We start from the raw sequence: 21,198 nt of genomic DNA, 5'->3' as shown, positions 1-21,198 counted from the left end.
GATATGGAGAGAGATATTGAAAGTTTGCTGTAAGCGTATATAGAGGCCGAACCGGTTTACGGTGCGGTTTTTTAAAATCTATTTTAATGTTTTTGCTTCATGAAGGAAGAACAAACCTGTTGATTTGGCTTTATTCCATACTAATTTGTCAAATTGGGAATCAGGATGGGGAAGGTCACCATTATAGGGAGAGAGCTCAATACAAAAAGCCGGTCTTTTAAATTCTATTCTAAACCAGTTTTCAAAACCACCTCCATAAATGGACGGATTTTGGGAAACCGGCAGCTTTTTATATCCGGTTATTTTAGATAATCTATCAGCTATTTCAGAGGCTTTTGGAATTATGTTGCAAGTTCCGCTGTCAGCCCAATAAATAACTTCGCCTTTGGCATGATAGGCCATAGCTAATTCAAAATCATTATTTCTGCATAAATTCATAATTGCCTGGGTTTCCGGTTCTGAACCCCTTGAATAACCTTTAAACCTTTCAGAACTTGGCCTTAAAAAACCGTTATTAATTTTTTCCCATACTGCAGGATAGTTTCTGTTTAAGTCCACTCCATTAATATTGGATTTCCAACCCCTGGAGTTTTTGTTTACCATTTGAATGTTTCTTAACTTTTGGGGATTTTTTACAGAATTAATACCGTTTAATACAAGGTTAACTCCATCAGGATTAACCATGGGAACAAAATATATGGTAAATTCATTTAACAAGTTTATTACATCATAGCCTTCGAAGTTTTCATTATTGCTATATGCTTTAGAATACTCATCTATCATTTTCATAAGCAGAGAAGTTGATATGTATTCTCTTGCATGATGACTTCCGTTTAAAAATATCTTTCTATTTCCTTTTCCCAACTTTATCAATAGTAGATCTCTGCCTTCAACAGATCTGCCTATGCTGTCAACTGTAATTATATCAGGATGAGATTGGGATAATTTGACTGAATCATTAAGCATAGTTTCATGAGAATATGGTACAAATGGATTTACAATGGCTTCTTTTCTAGCTGGAACCATTTGAGGTTCAGTAATTTTGTCTTCAACAGGCTGAACTTTACTCATATCGGACAAAATTTTCGACAAGGGGGAAGGATAGTATTAAATATTTTGTTTTCAGAAGTAGAATTTAAAGAAGTTACAGGAATTGTAGATGATAATAATAAAATAATTATATAATTACTGACATGCAAATCACATACCTCCTTCTTCTTTAGCGACGTAAAAAGATCAGTATACATTAAAACACTAATGACTTTTAAATAATTGGGTATTATGTTGTTGGGGAGATTATTAGCACCTTTGATTATGGGTAAGTCAGAAATGACTTTTTTATTTTAGAATTAAGAAACTATATTGTTATTTTAGCATAATTTGGGTTATAATTCAATGATGTATTCGTTGCTTACTAAAAGTTGTATTTGACAAAAATGTATAACAATGCTATAATTTTGACAATAGTATAAACCTATGATCAAGGATAGTAAGAATAATTGTTTGTGTAAAGAGAGTCGCTAGATGCTGAGAATGTGGCTACAAAGTTATTCTGAATGGTCTTGTGAGGGAAGCCCGAAATTTTAAAAGAGTAGGTGCTTACGGGAATCTCGCCCGTTATCAGTGAGGAGTATATGAATGTATACTTAAATGAGCGGACGATTAATCGTCAATTTGGGTGGTACCGCAGAAGCTAAGACTTTTGTCCCTGTTAAGGGGATAAAGGTTTTTTTTATGTCTAGGAAATTATAGTTTTTAGAATAGTCGAGAATAGCTGTTAAAAGTGGTTAACACTTTTAATGTAGACGAGAAGGAGGACTAATATGTCAAAAGGAAGATTTGGTATTCACGGCGGACAATATGTTCCCGAAACACTTATGAACGCTCTTATTGAGCTGGAAGAGGCTTATCATCACTACAAAAACGACCCGAAGTTTACAGCCGAGTTGGATGAATTATTTAAGAATTATGCGGGCAGACCATCTCTATTGTATTATGCAGAGAAGATGACTGAAGATCTAGGTGGTGCAAGAATATATTTAAAGCGTGAGGACCTTAACCATACAGGTTCACATAAGATTAATAATGTATTGGGTCAGGTACTTCTTGCAAAACGTATGGGTAAAACCCGTGTTATTGCTGAGACGGGAGCCGGACAGCACGGTGTTGCAACAGCTACTGCTGCAGCTTTGATGGGACTTGAATGTGAGATTTTTATGGGCAAGGAAGATACTGAACGTCAGGCACTCAATGTATTTCGTATGGAACTTTTAGGTGCAAAGGTTCATGCTGTGACCAGTGGTACGCAAACGTTAAAAGACGCAGTAAATGAAGCTATGCGGGAGTGGACAAAGCGAGTGGATGATACTCACTATGTATTCGGATCTGTAATGGGACCCCATCCATTTCCTACACTTGTTCGTGATTTCCAAAGTATAATTGGGCGTGAAGTTAAAGAACAGATGATGGAGAAGGAAGGACGGCTGCCAGATACAGTGCTTGCATGCGTTGGGGGAGGTAGCAATGCAATGGGCATTTTCTATAATTTTATAGAAGATAAAAGTGTACGCCTTATTGGATGTGAAGCTGCAGGACATGGTGTGGAAACAGACAAGACTGCGGCAACCATTGCAAAAGGTTCCGTGGGTATTTTCCATGGTATGAAATCCTACTTCTGTCAGGATGAATACGGACAAATAGCACCAGTGTATTCCATTTCGGCAGGCCTTGATTACCCGGGAATCGGCCCGGAACATGCCAGCCTTCATGATTCAGGCAGGGCTGAATATGTTCCTGTGACGGATGGTGAAGCAGTTGAGGCATTTGAATACCTTTCACGTATTGAAGGAATTATTCCCGCAATAGAAAGCTCCCATGCAATTGCACATGCAAGAAAGATTGCACCCAACATGGGCAAGGACAAAATAATTGTAATCAATCTATCAGGCAGGGGAGATAAAGATGTTGCAGCAATAGCACGTTATAAGGGGTGCAAATCCATGAATAGATTAGATGGGGTATTTAAAAATAAAAATGCATTTATTCCATTTGTTACAGCAGGTGACCCTACATTGGAGATAACTGAGCAATTGGTGCTGAAAATGGCTGAGGCAGGTGCGGATTTAATAGAGTTGGGAATTCCTTTTTCCGATCCGGTTGCAGAAGGACCGGTTATTCAGGAGGCGGACTACCGTGCACTTGCAAGCGGTACAACAACTGATAAAATATTCGATATGGTGGGGCGTATCAGAAAGACATGCGATGTGCCACTTGCGTTTATGACATATGCAAACCCTATATTTACCTATGGTACTGAAAGGTTCATGAAAAATTGTCAGGAGGCAGGCATTGATGCCATTATCGTTCCGGATATTCCGTTTGAAGAAAAGAATGAGCTGCTGCCCTATTGTTCGAAATATAATGTTACATTTATATCGATGATTGCCCCTACCTCTCAAAGCCGCATACAAATGATAGCAAGCGAAGCACAGGGATTTATCTATTGTGTATCATCCATGGGGGTGACTGGTGTAAGGCAGGAGATTGGAAGCGGGGTAGAGGAAATGATAAAGCATGTTAAAGAGTTTAGTGATATACCATGTGCAATCGGATTCGGCATATCTACTCCTGAACAGGCAGCTAGTATGATAAAGTTTTCCGATGGTGTAATCGTGGGAAGTGCAATTGTAAAAATAATTGCACAGTATGGAGCTGATTGCGTACCTCATGTTACAGAGTATGTTCGTTTGATGAAGAATGCGGTCAACGGCTGATACTTATGAAACGAACTAATATAAACACGAAGCAGGAGCCTTAAACCCTCAGGTTTAAGACTCCTGCTTCATGTCTAGGAATATGATTTTGCATTTCTACGTAGATACTTCATTAAGTAATATATTAAAATTACAATCCATATATTTATTCCTATTGTAATGGCTCCAATAACCGTCCAAACTATTAAAGTTAAATACAATTTCAAACCTTTACCAACTATTCCAAAGTCTAAATAGTATCCCTTCAGTACTTCCTTGTCTATATTATTCAATTTGGTCTTTAATCTTAGGTTATCTGGATGTAGTTCCAAATCCCTGTTAATATCTAGTCTCATTTTTGCATTTATATGTGAAACCAAAGCCCTTGCTTCATTACGCAGAAAATTGTTTTTTTGTGCTTTAATAGCCATGTACTTTGCTTTTTCAAGATTACCAAGTTTAAAATGATTTTTTGCCATAAAAAATAGAATTTCATCGTGCCAGGGTTTTTTGGAATATAAACGGTTATAGTCTTCTAGAAAGCTTTTCCTTTGCTTTGTTTCATAAAAGGCCGTTGCACGATAACATATTCCATCAGTATCATCAGGATCAATAGCAAGTAATTTATTAAATGCATCAATTGCTTTTTCAAACTCTTTGTTACGAAGATAAAGCATACCCTCCAGCCTAAGTAAATCAGGATCATCCTGATAAAGCTTTTTTGCTTGTTGGATATACATGTACGCATCGCTGAAGTTTTGCGAAGAATAAGCATTTAGGGCATTTTCTCTGGCATCAAGGAACTCATCGTAATCAAGTCCCTCTACCTGTTTGAAAAATGAATACCTTAAGGGCTTAACCTTGTTTATTTGTCCAATAATATAAGGCAGAATTTCATGGCTATAATATGAAAAATGTGAGTCGCTTTTATGCTCGTCGCTCCAGTTGAAATGGCTATCCAGTAGCTTCCAAACCTTCTGCGGCAGGTGATGATGATCTGTAAAAAAGTCCAACATCTTATATTTCAAGGTGTTCCTGCTATTTATATTCCACATGACATTGCTGTTTAATAATGCTTCCCAATTGCTTGGCACTATTCGGGAAAAAAAGTCATTATATAATGTTTCAACCTTAGCCATAAACTCTTCATTTAAATCAGTATTATCATCCGTTATAGGATCAATTGATAAAGGAGGGAATTGTTTTTCTGACATTTCTCTTGCATATCTAATGGCATAATCGTACGCTTCACGCAATTTTTGATAGCCTTCGGCATCATCCTCAGGATGATACACTTTAAGCTTTTGAGCGTATGCTTTTTTGATCTCGGAAATATTTTCTGTGGGATCTATACCAAGTATATTCCAATAGTCCATTTATCTTAAATTTCCTCCAAACCATTCACAATTTGTACTTCTTCATGCCGGAATAAATAACACTTTTCAAGTATATACATAAAGTCAGATACTCTATATAATTATATATGATGGTAAAATAATTTGCAATTTCCATCAATATGCTATTGAGGAGTCATTCTGATGAAAAGTTTTATGAACCAAGCACGGGAAATCTTTTATAAAGAACGTAAAAAGCTTACTTTTTGTTTTAGTTGGTATAATCGTATATATAAGCCCAAGTGGATGACCAAATCAATGGACCAGAGATTCGAGGATACATATAGACATCAGAGAATTCTTTATAGAAATGGAAGGATTGCAATCGGAAAAATAGTTCAGGCAAATACACTCCTTTTTAAAGCAGGCAAAGACGATTCGCCTGCAGCTATGGTTTATTCCGAAGACCCCTATTTTGAGGAAAATCCCGACAAGCTTAAAACAATAGCATCTTTCTTATATAGTATTAAAGGAGTTAAATGCGAAGATGAAGACCTGCAGATATTTTCCGACATAATGCAGGATGAAGTTGTGCCATTATTTAATTTCAAAGTTCCTGAAAAAATTACTTTTGGCAAAAGTGTTTATTTTACATCGTTTATTGTGGTAAGGAACCATCTTCCAAATGGATATATTGATTTTGAATATTTTCCTGTTATTATTTATCCTGAAAAGACAGAGGCGTCTATTATTCTTCCGAGTAAATACTGGATACCAATGCCTAAAGACATCATTACATTAAGAACCATCAATAAACATATAGATTTGATTTACTCTGATCCTGAAAAATACCTTGATATGGCACAAAAATTTATTGAATATGCAATATATAAAAGTCGAACTGCATGGTGGAGCAGAGATGCATGGAGAAGAAGAATTTTGCATTTTAGATATCAAAAATCCACAGCACTTATTAACAAGGGAAATATGAAAGAAGCAAAAGAATTACTTGAAGAGCTTCTAAGAGAAATTAATGTTTCCGAAGCTCAGAGAACAGGCAATACTTTCTATATGCTAATACTTTCCAACATTGTTTCGATACTCGTAAATGTTGAAAAGTTTGAAGAAGCAAAGGAAAAAATTGAATTAATCAAGATAACTTCTTCCAACTTAAAATACCAGAAGTACATAGAGACTTTTAGCAAACTGCTGAAATTCAAAGAAATGGAACTTAATATCCTGCATGATGACTTAGACAAGGGAGGGAGTTATCTTCAAGAGCTTCTTTCTGTAGAGAACAATCATACAGAGAAAGGAAATTTGCTACTGTACAAGGGTATATACTATTATAAAAGAAATGAGAAAGATAAAGCATTGGAGTGCTTAAAACAAGCTTCTAATATCTTGAAAGCACCTTATCAATTACAAAAAGTCCAATATTATATAAAAATGTGTAGTTGATTTATAGAGGATGTTAATCATTACTAATTTAAGTAAATTATTATTATTATATAGATATCGGTACTATTATAAAAATGTTTAACACTTGAGAAAAAATATCTTTAAATTATCCTAATTTTAGTGTATGATATATTTATTGTAAATAAAATGTTGTAAAATGATCCTAAAGATTGCAAGTTACACTTGATCTCAAATTTACCATTTAATGCAGATGTTGCAAAAGAAGATAGTATTATATGGAGTTATGTATTATTTTAATTTGTGAAACTGATAAAATTATAATTTCAGAAGAAAAGGAAGTTTGAGATGGAAAATACAGTTATCAATTCAGGAAGGAAATCAGACGATATCCAAAACAAAACCAGCATGTGCTCAAAATTGCTGGCGGCCCTAAAAGAAAGGATATCACCGCTTTTCTTTATTCTTTTAGTAATCCATGTTTGTATTGTTGTTACACAGGCTTCTAATTCTTTACCTATAAAACTAAGGGCGTTTGCTGGAATCATAGAGTTTGGACTGTCAGCTTTTCTTTCTTATCGTTTTGGTTATTTAGGAATGTTACTATCTATGGTAACAAATGGAATTGCTGCTGTTAATATGTTTATTGTGTCAGATCAAGTTGCTGGTGTTGTAGCGACTAACACAACATACTTGCCTGAAAAAATCAGCAGGGTGACAAACAGTACAGCAGGGCTGCTTTTATCTTTATCTGCTACCAGGATTGCCCTTATAGTGGCTTCTATCATGATTGCATATACATCTGAGCAGGGAAGAAAGCACATAAAAAGGTTGGAATGGCTTGCAAATATAGATGGCGTAACAGGTGTATTCAATCATAGATATTTTCAATCAAAGCTTGAAGAAGAGATAGTAAAAGCTAATGAGAAAGACAGCACTTTAGGTATGATAATGATTGACTTGGATAACTTTAAAAAGTTCAACGACAATTATGGACATAAAGCTGGGGATCTACTGCTGTCTAAAACTTCAGAAATATTTGTGAATGAAACAAGAGAAAAAGATATTGTCTGCAGGTATGGTGGGGATGAATTTGCCATACTATTGCCAGATGCAAATTCAGAAGGAATATTATCTGTTATTGAACGTATAAGAAAATCTTTTGCTAAAATGACCGGACTGGAGGAATATTTTTCAATGCTGGATAAAGTTACATTATCAGCAGGATATTCCATATACCCTGCTCTTGCAAAGAATAAAGATGACTTAATTATGCAGGCAGATAGTGCTCTTTATCAGGCAAAGAATATGGGAAGAAATAATGTGCAGCTATATAGAGATATTTTTGAAGATATTAAATACTTTTTCGACTCGGATGAGCAATTGTTTGGTGGGCTAAGGGCTCTTTTAGGTACAGTGTCCGCAAAAGACAAGTATACATTGGGACATTCGGAACGTGTTATGGATTATGCAGTTATGATAGGCAGAGCAATGGGACTTGGAGGGGAGAGGATAAGGCTTCTTAAAATAGCAGCTTTATTGCATGATATAGGCAAAGTAGAAATTCCCGAATCTGTGCTTAATAAGAGCGGGCCATTATCTGAAGATGACCTTAAGCTGCTTCAAAAGCATCCAAGTTATAGTGCTGATATACTAGAACCGTTGTCAGGTATTGACCAGTTAATAGATTCAATAAAGCATCACCATGAAAGATTTGATGGAACAGGATATCCAAGCCGAATTAAAGGAAATGATATACCGCTTGAAGCCAGGATATTGTGTGTAGCCGATTCTTTTGATGCAATGCTGTCAGATAGGCCATATAGGAAAGGTATGAAAATTGATGAGGTTATTGAAGAACTGCAAAAGAATGCTGGAACCCAGTTTGATCCATATGCTGTTCAAGCTTTTCTAAGTACTCTTAATGCTAATTATGCTGTCTGATTTTAAAATTCAAAATTCAATTTTTTTCACTAAATTTGCATCATCTATTCATAATATTATTTTTCCTTTCAATTATAATTAAAATAAAATTATTTATAAGAGGGAGGAGTAAAAAATGAAAATTTCGAAAAAAGCATTTGTATTATTTTTAATTTTTTCCATTTTATTATTAAGCTTTCAATCAACATTTGCACAAGTGAGTAAACGTGAAAAGGAAGCTGATAAGCAAGTAACCGGTTTAAAACAGCCTTCAGAGGAAGATAAAAGGTGGATGAATGAGCATGAAATTAAAGTAAAAGGGGTACTTCCTAACAAAATAGCATTGGAAAGGACTAATGAAATACGTTTAGAAAAAGGATTGGAGAAACTTGATCTTAATATGGCTGCTCCAATAGGTGAAGAGGTTATAGCAGAGGGTTTACCTGTAAATATTGGAGCAGTCTCAACTGCTGCAAGCTTTTCAATTACCCAAACCAATCAATTATCTTTATTGACTGCTGTTGACAATTCAGAACTAAAGTACTTTCCCCCTATAAGAAACCAAGGCAGTACTCAATCATGCGGTGTTTTTGCACAAACTTATTATCAGGCAACACATATGAATGCCATGGCAAGAGACTGGAATGTTAAAGCAGACACAAACGATTCAAAAAAATTTTCTCCACAATGGTCATACAACTTATTAAATGGAGGATCAGATAGTGGTACCAGTTCTCCATATAAAGTTTATTTTGAACAAGGGATTGCACTGTGGGGGGATTTCCCATTCGATGAAGACTATACAAAATGGCCTACTGATCCTAACACATGGAAAAATGCCAGGAATTTTATACCGGATAAGATGGGTAGCGTAGAAGTAGGGGATGGAACAGATACACCTGTTCAAAACCAAAATGATGATACACTAAATAATATAAAACAGCTTCTCAACAATGGATATGTTCTTACATTCTGTTCAACTATCAACGACTGGAACTATAAACCCATTAAGGGTGCTTCTGATTCTAGTATTATAGGAAGGGCTGCCTGCTATATGGAAGATGATCATTGTGGAGAGTTTGGCGGGCATTTCATGACCATTGTAGGGTACGATGATAGTATTTGGGTTGATATAAACAATAATGGCAAATCAGAACCGGATGAAGGTGAAAAGGGTGCATTTAAAATAGCAAATTCATGGGGTGATAAATGGGAGCCGCAAATGGATGACGGATCATACTCAGGCAGAGGTGATGGTTTTGTATGGCTTTGCTATGATGCAATAAATAAAGTATCAGCTGTAAATGATGGACCAAAAGGAGTAAATGTTAGAAATCCAGCATTACGTAGTGCAGACTGGATTACATTTAAACCTTCATATACAGCATCATTAATGGCAGAGATAAATTTTACGCACCTAAAAAGGAACCAGCTTAGGTATGAATTGGGTTATTCAGAGATTTATGAATCAAGTCCGACTAAAACACTGAAGCCTAGCATAATTAATCAAAATTCCGAGGAATATAGTTTTTCAGGTTCAATAATGCTGGATTATACTAAATTTTTCTATGGAAATGACCTTGTGCTTACACCTAAGAAATGGTATATAAAAATAACGGATATAGACCCGGATGGAATTAAAGCTACTATAAACAGCTTTAATTTATTTGACCCAAATACAGGGGCATTGGTTAAATATTCAGATACAGCCATGAACCTTACTGTTAATGATACACCTGGCTCAAACTCAGTAACCTTATGTATTCAATATAAACCAGGAACTTCAGAATTGCCTGGATATCAATGGAACATTAAAAACGGTATTAATACAAATCTTGGTGTTTCATATATCGGGGGAGGAGTGGTAAATTTCAACGGAAGACTTTATGCTATTGCTAATAACAACAATGGTACTAGCGGGAAAGATGGAGCATTGCTGGAATACAACCCCCTGACTGAGCAGTGGAGTGTTTTTAGATATATGCCAAAAAGTTTTGGAAGAAGCGAACAGTCTGTAGTATGTAATGGCAAATTGTATATTTTCTCGGGTGAGGCTGCATATGTATGTAGTATGGTGAAAAATAGTAGTGATTGGGATATTGTTATGCTGCCGGATTCCGGGCCTGATAACCTTTATTCCGTTATAGCACCTGGTAATGGAAAGATATATATTATCGGAGGCGATATTAGCGGTAAATCATTAAATACGATTTTTGAGTATAGTGCTCAAAGTAATAACTGGACCGAAGCACCGGTAGCATATTTGCAGCAACCGGTATCTGCTGCTGTTTCAGCTTCTATAGAGGGAAAAATATATATAATGGGTGGAAGAACAAATGGCAGCGATGTGGAAACTGTAGAAATGTACAATCCAGCAGATACTACCACTAAGACGACACAGGTGTTAAGTGCATTGCCGGATAGTATTTTGATGTTTGATGATTATAAAATTATAAGTCTAAATAACAAAATATATTTACTTGCAAGCAAACTTTGGATCAACTATGTATATGAATTTAATCCTTACGGAAATACTTGGGAGCAAAAAGAAGATGTTCCTGAATATGTAGAGGCTTTCAATGCTGAAGCGGCTAATGGAAAAGTATATGTTTTTCCTAAAGACTGCAATGGTGTGCTGGAATTTAACCCAGTGCCTGTAATACCTAAACCAGTTTTCAGTCCCACTGGCGGTACATATAATTCAATTCAAACTGTGTCAATAAACTGCATAACAAATGGTGCCACTATTAGATATACAACTGATGGCACAACACCTACTTCAACTTCAGCTGTTTACACAGGACCTATAACAGTTGCAGGTACAAAAACTATAAAGGCATATGCTTCTAAAACCGGCATGACAGATTCTTATGTTTCAAGTGCATCATATACATTGGCACTTAGAGTAGGAGATGTAAATGGAGATGGATTTATAAACAGCAATGATTTTGAACTGCTGAGATCTCATTTGCAAAACAGTAAAATAAAGTTCCCGGTTGATGATCCGATATGGGTGGCTGATTTGGATGGAAATGGATATATTAACAGTATAGATTTGGCTTATATGAACCAGTACTTGCAAGGAAAGAGAACTTTTTTCCCAAAAGAGATGAGTTTGTAAAATTTATCGTAATATACAATTAAGGAACAAAATCGCAAGCGGTTTTGTTCCTACTTTTAACCCCCTTAAAGTTATTTTAAAAAATACCGATATTTATTAATACACAGCTATATTGGCAAGTTATTAAATAATGTATTCAGGGTGGATTATATGAAGGGTAAAAGACTTACTTTTGGATTTGTAATGGATACTATTATCAGTTGGGCTGATTTCGGCTATTACCAGTCTATGATTTTATCTGGAATTACTGAGTTTACAGAGGAAAATGATATTAATTTAATTTGTTTTGTAGTTGGTAAGCTGCACCCGTATGAGGACTGGGAAAATAGTAGAAATATAATATATGAATACATAGATGAAGATAAGGTAGATGGATTAATTTTGTTATCTTCCGCACTTGAAACATTCTCAGCCGATATTATCGGTAAACTTGTTAAAGTTAAAAACATTCCGATAGTTACAATCGGTCAAAGCTTTGAGAATTACTATTCGGTATCGGTAGATAATAGTACCGGAATGAAGCAGGTTGTAGATCACCTTTTAGAGGAACATGGGTGTAAACGTCTTGCGTTTATAAAGGGCCCAGAAGATAGTTTGGAATCCCAAGTACGGTTTGATGCTTTTTGCGACTCGTTAAAGAGTCATAATATTCCGGTGTATGATGAATTGATTTGTAAAGGAAATTTTTTGATTACATCGGGCGTGGAGGCTATCAGGAGTCTTATAGAAAAAAATATTGAATTTGATGCAATTGTTGCGGCAAACGATATTATGGCAGTTGGTGCAATAGAAGAGTTAAATAAGCATATTAGGAGTTCACTACATGAAGTACCTGTTACAGGATTTGATAATGTAGATATAAACAGAGGAAATATATTGACAACAGTAAACCAGCCATGCTATGACTTGGGAAAGAATGCTGCGGTTATTCTTCAAAAAGCAATTAATGGGGAAAAAGTAGAAAAAAATGTTATGCTTCCAAGCGAAATGGTTTTGAGATCTTCGTGCAGATGCATACCGGGCGTGGTAAGGAATACTTTGCTTGCAAAAGAGTATATAGAGGATGAGTGCAATAATATTGAGTTTAACCAATTTAAAACTATTGTTATTAGTTATATGAAAGCTATAAATGAATCGATTGAACTGTTTGATTCAAGTTTTCTTGATGAGCTTCTTGAATATGAGGAAGATGTAATAGGTGCTTTTTTTGCAGAGATTGATAATGGCCAAAAGAATGAATTTTTACATAAGTGGAACAACTTACTTTTGTTTTGTACAAATAACAGGATAAATATCTTTTTTCTGCATGATATAATATCCATTTTAAGAAAATTTATTATTGAATATATAGATAAGAAAAAATATGGCGTAATGTTGGAAAACCTCTTTCAAGCTGCACATATTCTAGTAAGCGAAGGAATTAGAAGGGGCGGCAGTTCCTTCTCTATTTTGTCCCAGGATCAGTTTAGCGATCTTATAATGCTTGATGAAAGCTTGATATCCAATATGGATACCCATGAACAAATGAATCTTATAGAGAAGCACATTTACAATTATGATATTAACAGATGTTATATCTCTTTGTATGAAGATTCCCAAAAGCCTATGGATTACTCAATACTGATCCATGCTTCAAGAAAAGATAAAAAGTTTGATACTAAGGAAAATGGCATACGTTACGAAACTAAAAAAATGTTGCCGGATGAATTTATAGAGGAGCTATGCTCAAAAAAATTCAATATTGTTGTCCAATCACTTCATTTTGGCCAGTATCAGATTGGGACATGTATATTAGGCTTTGATAAAATGGTTAACAGGGCTTTTGAAATTATCAGAAACCGGCTTAGTATTGCTTTAAACAGTGCATTGATGGTAGAACGGATTAAAAATCAATCAAATGAATTGGAAAAGCTCGTAGTTGAACGGACTAAAGAATTATCTATTATTAATGATCAGCTAAAAGCGGAGATAGACAGACGAAGTGATGCAGAATTTAAGCTTCGTAAAATCCTGGAAGAGTTGGAGCAGTACAACAATCAATTGCATAACCAGTCTATAAGGGATGAACTGACAGGACTATATAATAGACGTGGATTTATGAAGCTGGGTTATGAGCAATATAATAAGCTTAAAAATTCAAAAAGCGGATTTTTATTGTTCTATGCAGATTTAGACGGATTGAAGCAAATAAATGATAAATATGGCCATTCTGCTGGAGATGAAGCTATAAAAGGATTTGCCGGTATATTAAACAAGTCTTTCAGGGATTTGGATATTATATCACGGTTTGGGGGAGATGAGTTTATAATTATTGCAATTGGAGCATGTCCTGATGATGTAAATGCCATATTGGAACGTATACAAAATAATAGCGATCAATATAATAAAAATAATAATCTTCCATACATAATTTCCGGCAGTGTAGGTTCAGCCTATTATGATCCCCAAATAAATACTGAATTTGAAACTCTTATTAAACTGGCAGATGAAGCTCTTTATAAGGCCAAGCAGTATAAGAAGAGTCTTGTCAAATAGTACAAAGTACCTATTAAAAAATGAATCCAAAAAACTATCCTTTTTGCCTCAATACACTACATAACCTCTCGTCAAAGAATGATATCATTGAAATAGAGAGGTATTTTTTATGATGTGTTCTATAAAACCTGATTTTCTTCAATATCCCGATTGGTATAGACTTGAAAGGGAAACCGGAACAACAATTAATAAGTTGACAAATACAAAAGAACTTTCTTTTTATTTGAAAAATTCCAACGAGTTCATAAGGCGATTGGCAATATTAAGAATTAATGACCTTAAACTCAAGGATTCCATTAGTGTTCTTATGGAAGTAATGGATGATTTGCTGGAAAGTCAAATGAATAAGGAATTAGCAGCATGGACAATTAAATCAATCAGCAGCAAATGGGGAATGGACATTTATATAAACCATAAGCTTCTTAATAAATATTACGGTGATGAGAAATCAATTGATATTATGAGGTTTTCGATTTATGACAACTGGTCAAATGCATTAAAATTTGAGTTCAGTGAAAATTTTTTAAAGGCTGAGCTTGATTCAGATACCGATAATTTAAGGCAAAGTGAAGACTTGGAGCTTGATTTCAGCTTTTCCACAAAGGAATGGTTTTTTGAATTACTGGAAGGGCTAATTTGCAGTATCGAGAATAACTGGATGAAGTTACCTGGTATTGTTCTTAGGAATTTAAGAAAATTTATTGTTTTTATTGTGCCAATTTTGGTACTATTGCCTGCAAAGACTGTTTTTAAAGGATTAAAAGGTTTATATAAATCTATAGCAAGCAAAATTAATGATAAAAAGCTGATTAAACAAGATAGGAAGAATATTAAAAGGGAGTATTCCAGGAATCTACTTGATAGCAATGATACAAAAACACCATACAGGTCGATTTTCGAGGAAGAAAATGTAACATTTTCAGAATCACTAAAAAAAGCTGTATTTAAAGCGGCGTATGTGATTTTAACACCTCTGCGGCTGGTTCTAAGATACAAGAAATCAGTATTTACTATATTACTATTGGCATATTTGTCATGTACTTATACAAATCCAGGGAGAAATCTTGTCTATAAATATACAGGCATGGATATTAGACAAACACAGACCCAAGCCATAAAATACACCAGATCGGTTATTGATAAATTAGTTCTTGAAACCGAGAATATCTTAAAAGTATTTGATAATAAAGAAATGAGCAGTTTGCCTCAAACCACATCAGAAACCAATAACGCTCCCATTATAAAGTCCGAAAGCAAGCAGCTAAAATTCATTGTAACAGCAAATAAAGGGCTTTATTTAAGGGAAAGTCCTGACTCCGCTTCGAAGAAACCTGCCATAGGTTTACTTAAATATAATTCCACAGTGATATACCTAAATATAAACCATTCTGATAAAAATGGAGTTAAGTGGTACTTGGTGAAGGCTCTGGACGGAAAAGAAGGGTGGGCATCATCAAAATACCTTAAAGAAGTAGGGAGTGACAAATGATGAGGGATCTAAAGCAAAAGTGTGAAAGGTCTGAACTAGCCTTGGAACTTTTATTGGAATTGCAGGAAGTTTTAAAAGGACTATCTGAAATTGCGTTGGATATGGAAAAGAACTCAAATACCTTTTATAAAGAGTATTTTAATAACAATTTACATTTAGTACAATCAGATATTGATAATTACACTTCAAACAATGGTAAGATAAAAAAGCTGAAGTTGGAAGTAACAGCTCTCGTAAATGACTGGTTCAGCTTTAAAAAGGACACAAAGGAAACAAAAAAACTCACATTTCCTATAAAGCTTTATCTTACAAAAAAGCATCTAAAAAACAAAATTAAAGAACTTAATGAATCCATTTCAAACACCAATATAGAAAATCGATTTATTAAAGAAAAATTGATAAGCTGGGAGCATGAGCTTGGGATTGAATGTATAAAAGCTATGAAGTCGGGTGAGGATTTTAGCCATTATGAAAAATTGTTAAGACTCAAAAAAGAATTAATGGATGAGTTAAAATATATTTTACCTACCATTCCAGGGGTATGCCCCCTTGAACTTGATCTGCAAAATATTGACAGGTTTATTGAAGAGTTTAAAAGTCGCTGCCAATTGTAAGATTAATACACTTTTCATATAGTTTGTGCTATAATGCTATTGTGAATTATGCAATTTATGGGCAGTGAAAGGTAATTAGAAATGAATAAAAGAGTAGTTATAGTATCTGTAGCGGCATTAGCTGTAATGGTAATTCTGTTGTTTTTAAACGATTTATCAAGGAATGAAGCTGCACGGTATGTCAGCATTGAGGAGAATTGGGAGGAATACGGTACACAAAATTTTATTGACGATATAAAGCTAAACATGGTTTGTGATGAAAGGACTGATTCAACCAGTATAATATCAAAAGCATACGGGTTCAACAGGATTCCTCACAATATAGAAAAATACATTGGTGATCCTTTATATATAAATAGTGCGGCAAAATATGAGTCTGCAAGTATAGCTATAAAGTACGACCCTATTCAAATTGATGGTTTTGATTTAGAAAAAGTTATTGCACTAAGATATGATGATGAAATTAAAAGGTTTGAAGTTCTAAAAACTAATTTGGATAAAGATAATAATTCATTGAGTTTTAAAACTTCAAGATTGGGAGAATTTATTCTGGCAGAAAATAAAAGTAATTTTCAGCCAGGCGATCAAATAGGTGAGAGTACATATCAATTGGATTTAAAAGATAACGAAACAAAGTCAGGAAATTATGTTTATGATACAGTAGTTTATGGAGGGACATCGGCAGGAGTTATAGCTGCATGTAAAGCTGCAAGGCTTGGATTATCCGTCATACTTATATCGAAGGATATACATCTTGGAGGAATGAGTTCATCAGGACTTAGTTTAACTGATGTAAAAGATGATGATTCAATAGGAGGTATGGCAAAGGAGTATTATTTAAGGGGCTTAATCTACTATTTTAAGAAATTTAAATCTGGTGGCGGGTATGATGATACAGAAAAGAAAGACCTCATCAGGATAAAAAAATATAAAACTATTGAGCCATATGTTGCAGAAAGCATATTTAATGAACTGATTAAAGAAGAAAATGTGCCGGTGCTTTATGGAAAAAGACTTAACCTTAATAATGGAGTCGAAGTACATAATAAAAGTATAAAATCAATTAAAACAGAATCCGGGCATATAATTAAAGGTAAAATATTTATTGATGCCTCTTATGAGGGAGATTTGATGGCAAAGGCGGGTGTATCATATGCTGTGGGTCGTGAAGGAAACAGCGTATATGATGAGGAAAATAACGGTATTCAGTACCGGAACTCATTTTCCAGCCAGCAGCTTCCCCTTGGGATAGATCCTTACATCGACAAGTACAATCCGGGACTCGGGTTTATAAACGGAATTAAGGAACTGGCTGCTGAAGAAGGGGCAGGGGATAAGGGAATCCAGGCTTATTGTTTCAGAATGTGCCTTACAGATAGAATATCCAATATGGTTGACTACAAGGATGAAGATAATGATGGAATAAGGGATTATATAAAGCCGCCTGAAAATTATAATAAAGATGATTATGAGCTTTTGTTCAGATACATCGAAGCTGAGAAAGATGGGAGACTCAGTGAAAATAAATTTAATAAGGGACACAATACATTTTTTTGCCTGGACAGATTGCCCAATGGCAAAATTGATGCAAATAATTGCGGGCCGGTTTCAACTGATTATATTGGTTTTAATCATTCATATCCTGAAGCAGGCTATGAATTAAGGGAATCCATAATGAAAAAGCATGAGGATTATCAGAGGGGTTTTTTGTGGACGCTTCAATTCTCTGATGACCCAAGAATGCCTGATTATATAAAGGATTTTTATAGAAAATATGGGCTTGCCAAAGACGAATTTAAAGATAATAATAATTGGCCTTATCAGATTTATGTAAGAGAAGCACGAAGGATGGTTTCGGATTATGTTATGACAGAACATAACTGTATCGGCACCAAAGTGGCGGAGGACAGCATTGGGCTGGCTTCATACCCGATGGATTCACACAATATCCAGAGATATGTACATACTTATAAATATATAAAGCACATTCAAAATGAGGGATGTATTTTTGTAGATAATTCAAACAAATCCAGTTGGCCTATAAGTTACAGGTCTATAATCCCTAGAAAGGGCGAATGTACAAATCTCATTGTTCCTGTGGCTATCTCAGCTTCACATACTGCCTATGGATCAATCAGAATGGAGCCAACTTTTATGATTATGGCAGAGTCGGCTGTAGAAGCTGCTAAAATTGCAATAGAGGAGAGTTCCTGCATAGTACAGAATGTGCCCTATAACAGGTTAAAGGCGGAGTTATTGCTGAGCGGGCAGATATTGAATTGAAAGGGCGTATTTGTTGAAATAATACTGGATTTATTACATATACCGGACTATAAAATATTATATACGTTCGGGATCTTTTGAGTAGAGGACTTGATGCTATGAATGTATTGGAAATTAAAAATGTATGTAAGAAATACAGTAATAATAGTAAAAAAGTTAATACTACAGCGTTAAAAAATATAAATTTAACTTTAAGAAATAATGAGTTTATTGGTATTATGGGCACTTCAGGAAGTGGGAAAACTACTTTATTGAACGTAGCATCAGGTATAGATAGCTGTGATGAAGGCGAAATAAATATATTGGATAATAATATATCTGAAATGGATAGGAACGAGTTGTCGCTGTTTAGAAGAAGTAATATCGGTATGGTGTTCCAGGACTTTAATTTGCTTAATAGTTTATCTGTAAAAGAAAATATTATGGTTCCATTGCTTTTAGATAAAAAATATGAGCTTTTAGAGGAAGGCATTGTTAATAAGCTTGCAAATATGATGGATATAAGTGGAATTTTGGATAGGTACCCATATGAAATATCCGGCGGACAACAGCAAAGAGCGGCAATTTGTCGAGCAATCATAAATAATCCTAAGATAATATTTGCAGATGAACCAACAGGAAATCTTGATTCAAGATCGTCTAAAAAAGTTCTATCATATTTTGAATTGCTGCATAATGAATATAATGCCAATATACTTATGGTAACACATGATCCGTTTTCTGCCAGTTATTGTGATAAGGTAGTATTTTTACAGGACGGTTCAATTATTAATGAAATTAGAAAACAAGGGGATAAAGTTAAATTTCTTAATAGTATATTAGAGATAGTCCAAGATTTTGATACAGTTAGAATTAAAGAGGACATTGACGATTAGAGTAGGCTTTAGGAAGGAATAGTATGGCATTATGACATTTAGAAGTATTTTATTTAAAATGTTTAAAGCAGATGTAAAGAAATACAAGTTATTTATTCTTTGTAATTTAGCTTCTATTTCCATTTTGTATAGTTTTATATCTATATCGGCAAATAAGCAATTTATGAATCCTTCTATTGTTGATCCTATGATATCAAGCAATATTCATGCACCAACGATTTTTGTGCTGGTCTTCATGGGCATATTCATTCCTTATTCACAAAGTGTTTTCATAAAAGCCAGGCAAAAGGATTATGGCATTTTATTATCACTTGGCATGACAGAAAATGAGGTTAGAAAAAGTGTTTTAGTAGAGAATTTATTGATGTGTTTTGTGTCTTTAATAATTGGTTTAATATCGGGAACATTATTGTCTTTATTCTTTTTGGCCTTTATCCGCGATGTAATAGGAATTCATAACATTGATATTACTATTTCGGCAATATCATATATAACAACAACTATATATGTATTTGTAATATTTATTATATCAATTATTGCAAATATTTATGGTATGGTTAAGAGTACCATTTATGCCAAAATAAAATATGCTGAAAAAACTGAAATCAGAAGTAATAGCAGCATTATATTCTGTTATATCGGAATAATATTTACAATTACTGCGATTATTGCAATGATTCTTTTTTATCACACTAATAGCAACATATGGCTCTTAAGTATGTTTTTTTGCCTAGTGGGCTCATTTTTAATATTTTTTAACGGAGAAGCATTAATTGAATATTTTCAAAATAAGTGTTATAAGAGATATATAAATAACATTTTTTTATTTTCTGATTTAAAATATTATTATAGTAAAAATAAAAAAATATTTTTTGCTAACACGTGGCTGTTTTTTCAAATCTTATTTTTTGTTGTGCTTAGCCTTGTAAATTATCCTAATCTTATCAATAACTCTATTGCCTATCATCCCTTTCATATGGCCTATAGTGAAATAAAAGGCAACTTTAAATCTTTAGGGGATAGTGAATTTAAACCTTTGACAGATAGTGAAGTTGAGTCCATAGCACAGGATAACAATAATAGTATAATCTCAAATCATGCTGTTAGCTTTATAAGAAGCAATGCTGTAACAATATTTTGCATTGATGATGTAAACAAAGTTTTGAAAAAGAATTATAAAGTTCAATCAAATTCATTGATATATGTTCATCCATACTATATGAATGATGGTTATGAACATGAAGATGTTAATTCAAACATATCAAGTATAAGCATTAATTCTAATAAAGGTGCAAAAAAATACATTATTAAGGATACGATTATTGATCCTTTATTCGGGCAGATAAACTCAATATCACAAAGTATTTTATTGGCAGATAAAGTTGACTTTGACTGGATTAAATCAAATGGAATTGAATATTATTTGGAAGGAAAATTGCATTTATATAACTTCAGTAACTGGCGTAATTCCAATGTTATAGTCAATAAATTATCAAACAGACTATCGGAAAAGAATACTGTTGAAAAAGGGGACACTTTTCATAAGGTAAGTTCAAGAATAGAGGCATATGATACAGCACTAAAAAGTTCCAATTTTTTGATTTTTAATATAATATATTTTTGTAGTCTTTTATATTTTGCTGCTATAATTATGATTCATTTTAAATTAATGATGGAATACAAAGATGAAAAAAGAAATATTATAGTCTTTACAGAATTGGAACAAGAGGAAAAGAGATTAGGAAAATGATATCGCAAAAAATGTTGGTGATTTATTCCATACCCTTAATATATGCCATAATAACTAACATTGTATTTAGTTACAATACCTTTAATTCAAACGGGTATGGAAA

12 protein-coding genes, 1 pseudogene and 1 other annotated feature are annotated in these 21,198 nt (G+C 34.0%); of the genes and pseudogenes, 11 read left to right on the top strand and 2 right to left on the bottom strand.

Features of this window, described 5'->3' with window-relative positions; translation table 11 throughout:
• Nucleotides 1-78: 78 nt before the first annotated feature.
• Nucleotides 79-1,071 (bottom strand): M14 family metallopeptidase, encoded by a 993-nt coding sequence (locus tag Bccel_RS06830; RefSeq protein WP_050753219.1) that lies wholly within the window; start codon nucleotides 1,069-1,071, stop codon nucleotides 79-81.
• A 396-nt stretch (nucleotides 1,072-1,467) separates the two neighbouring features.
• Nucleotides 1,468-1,713, top strand: a binding site (T-box leader).
• Nucleotides 1,714-1,823: 110 nt separating this feature from the next.
• Here Bccel_RS06830 and trpB point away from each other — a divergent pair.
• Nucleotides 1,824-2,990: pseudogene (gene trpB / locus Bccel_RS31315) on the top strand (tryptophan synthase subunit beta); the annotation flags it as partial.
• Between the two features lie 9 nt (nucleotides 2,991-2,999).
• Nucleotides 3,000-3,773 carry a tryptophan synthase subunit alpha gene (gene trpA / locus Bccel_RS31310; protein WP_036943744.1) on the top strand — a complete coding sequence of 258 codons (774 nt, stop codon included), beginning with the start codon at nucleotides 3,000-3,002 and terminating at the stop codon, nucleotides 3,771-3,773.
• 74 nt (nucleotides 3,774-3,847) lie between these two features.
• On the opposite strand, the gene Bccel_RS06820 is transcribed toward trpA, so the two are convergent.
• Complete coding sequence (locus Bccel_RS06820; RefSeq protein WP_036943746.1) at nucleotides 3,848-5,128, bottom strand: J domain-containing protein; 1,281 nt, start codon at nucleotides 5,126-5,128, stop codon at nucleotides 3,848-3,850.
• 162 nt (nucleotides 5,129-5,290) lie between these two features.
• Here Bccel_RS06820 and Bccel_RS06815 point away from each other — a divergent pair, with 162 nt between their 5' ends.
• The 9 genes from Bccel_RS06815 to Bccel_RS31305 all read left to right on the top strand — a co-directional run bounded on the left by Bccel_RS06815 (nucleotide 5,291) and on the right by Bccel_RS31305 (nucleotide 21,095).
• A complete protein-coding gene (locus tag Bccel_RS06815; protein ID WP_036943748.1) occupies nucleotides 5,291-6,547 on the top strand; it encodes a tetratricopeptide repeat protein in 1,257 nt (418 codons plus the stop codon).
• 306 nt (nucleotides 6,548-6,853) lie between these two features.
• The gene (locus Bccel_RS06810; RefSeq protein ID WP_036943750.1) at nucleotides 6,854-8,449 is read left to right on the top strand and encodes a bifunctional diguanylate cyclase/phosphohydrolase; all 1,596 of its coding nucleotides are present in this window, start codon (nucleotides 6,854-6,856) and stop codon (nucleotides 8,447-8,449) included.
• Nucleotides 8,450-8,564: 115 nt separating this feature from the next.
• Nucleotides 8,565-11,549 carry a chitobiase/beta-hexosaminidase C-terminal domain-containing protein gene (locus Bccel_RS06805; protein WP_036943752.1) on the top strand — a complete coding sequence of 995 codons (2,985 nt, stop codon included), beginning with the start codon at nucleotides 8,565-8,567 and terminating at the stop codon, nucleotides 11,547-11,549.
• Between the two features lie 150 nt (nucleotides 11,550-11,699).
• Nucleotides 11,700-14,084: a diguanylate cyclase gene (locus tag Bccel_RS06800; protein ID WP_036943754.1), complete on the top strand. Its 2,385-nt coding sequence runs from the start codon at nucleotides 11,700-11,702 to the stop codon at nucleotides 14,082-14,084.
• A gap of 109 nt (nucleotides 14,085-14,193) precedes the next feature.
• On the top strand, nucleotides 14,194-15,573 hold the full coding sequence (locus Bccel_RS06795) for an SH3 domain-containing protein (RefSeq protein ID WP_036943756.1): 1,380 nt from the start codon (nucleotides 14,194-14,196) through the stop codon (nucleotides 15,571-15,573).
• Nucleotides 15,570-16,187 (top strand): hypothetical protein, encoded by a 618-nt coding sequence (locus tag Bccel_RS06790; RefSeq protein WP_152965948.1) that lies wholly within the window; start codon nucleotides 15,570-15,572, stop codon nucleotides 16,185-16,187. Before Bccel_RS06795 ends, Bccel_RS06790 begins: the two co-directional genes overlap by 4 nt.
• Nucleotides 16,188-16,268: 81 nt before the next feature.
• The gene (locus Bccel_RS06785; protein WP_050753218.1) at nucleotides 16,269-18,470 is read left to right on the top strand and encodes an FAD-dependent oxidoreductase; all 2,202 of its coding nucleotides are present in this window, start codon (nucleotides 16,269-16,271) and stop codon (nucleotides 18,468-18,470) included.
• Nucleotides 18,471-18,568: 98 nt separating this feature from the next.
• On the top strand, nucleotides 18,569-19,345 hold the full coding sequence (locus tag Bccel_RS06780; protein ID WP_036943760.1) for an ABC transporter ATP-binding protein: 777 nt from the start codon (nucleotides 18,569-18,571) through the stop codon (nucleotides 19,343-19,345).
• 31 nt (nucleotides 19,346-19,376) lie between these two features.
• A complete protein-coding gene (locus Bccel_RS31305) occupies nucleotides 19,377-21,095 on the top strand; it encodes an FtsX-like permease family protein (protein ID WP_242856994.1) in 1,719 nt (572 codons plus the stop codon).
• Nucleotides 21,096-21,198: the final 103 nt, after the last annotated feature.

It is taken from the genome of Pseudobacteroides cellulosolvens ATCC 35603 = DSM 2933 (genome assembly GCF_001262605.1).
Lineage (GTDB): Bacteria > Bacillota > Clostridia > Acetivibrionales > DSM-2933 > Pseudobacteroides > Pseudobacteroides cellulosolvens.
This window is presented reverse-complemented; position numbering and strand designations above follow the sequence as displayed.

Coding starts and splice junctions, on each gene's coding strand:
- Bccel_RS06820 (WP_036943746.1), bottom strand. CDS start 5,128: ATGGACTATTGGAATATACTTGGTATAGATCCCACAGAAAATATTTCC.
- Bccel_RS06795 (WP_036943756.1), top strand. CDS start 14,194: ATGATGTGTTCTATAAAACCTGATTTTCTTCAATATCCCGATTGGTAT.
- Bccel_RS06790 (WP_152965948.1), top strand. CDS start 15,570: ATGATGAGGGATCTAAAGCAAAAGTGTGAAAGGTCTGAACTAGCCTTG.
- Bccel_RS06805 (WP_036943752.1), top strand. CDS start 8,565: ATGAAAATTTCGAAAAAAGCATTTGTATTATTTTTAATTTTTTCCATT.
- Bccel_RS06785 (WP_050753218.1), top strand. CDS start 16,269: ATGAATAAAAGAGTAGTTATAGTATCTGTAGCGGCATTAGCTGTAATG.
- Bccel_RS06810 (WP_036943750.1), top strand. CDS start 6,854: ATGGAAAATACAGTTATCAATTCAGGAAGGAAATCAGACGATATCCAA.
- Bccel_RS06815 (WP_036943748.1), top strand. CDS start 5,291: ATGAAAAGTTTTATGAACCAAGCACGGGAAATCTTTTATAAAGAACGT.
- Bccel_RS06780 (WP_036943760.1), top strand. CDS start 18,569: ATGAATGTATTGGAAATTAAAAATGTATGTAAGAAATACAGTAATAAT.
- Bccel_RS06800 (WP_036943754.1), top strand. CDS start 11,700: ATGAAGGGTAAAAGACTTACTTTTGGATTTGTAATGGATACTATTATC.
- Bccel_RS06830 (WP_050753219.1), bottom strand. CDS start 1,071: ATGAGTAAAGTTCAGCCTGTTGAAGACAAAATTACTGAACCTCAAATG.
- trpA (WP_036943744.1), top strand. CDS start 3,000: ATGAATAGATTAGATGGGGTATTTAAAAATAAAAATGCATTTATTCCA.
- Bccel_RS31305 (WP_242856994.1), top strand. CDS start 19,377: ATGACATTTAGAAGTATTTTATTTAAAATGTTTAAAGCAGATGTAAAG.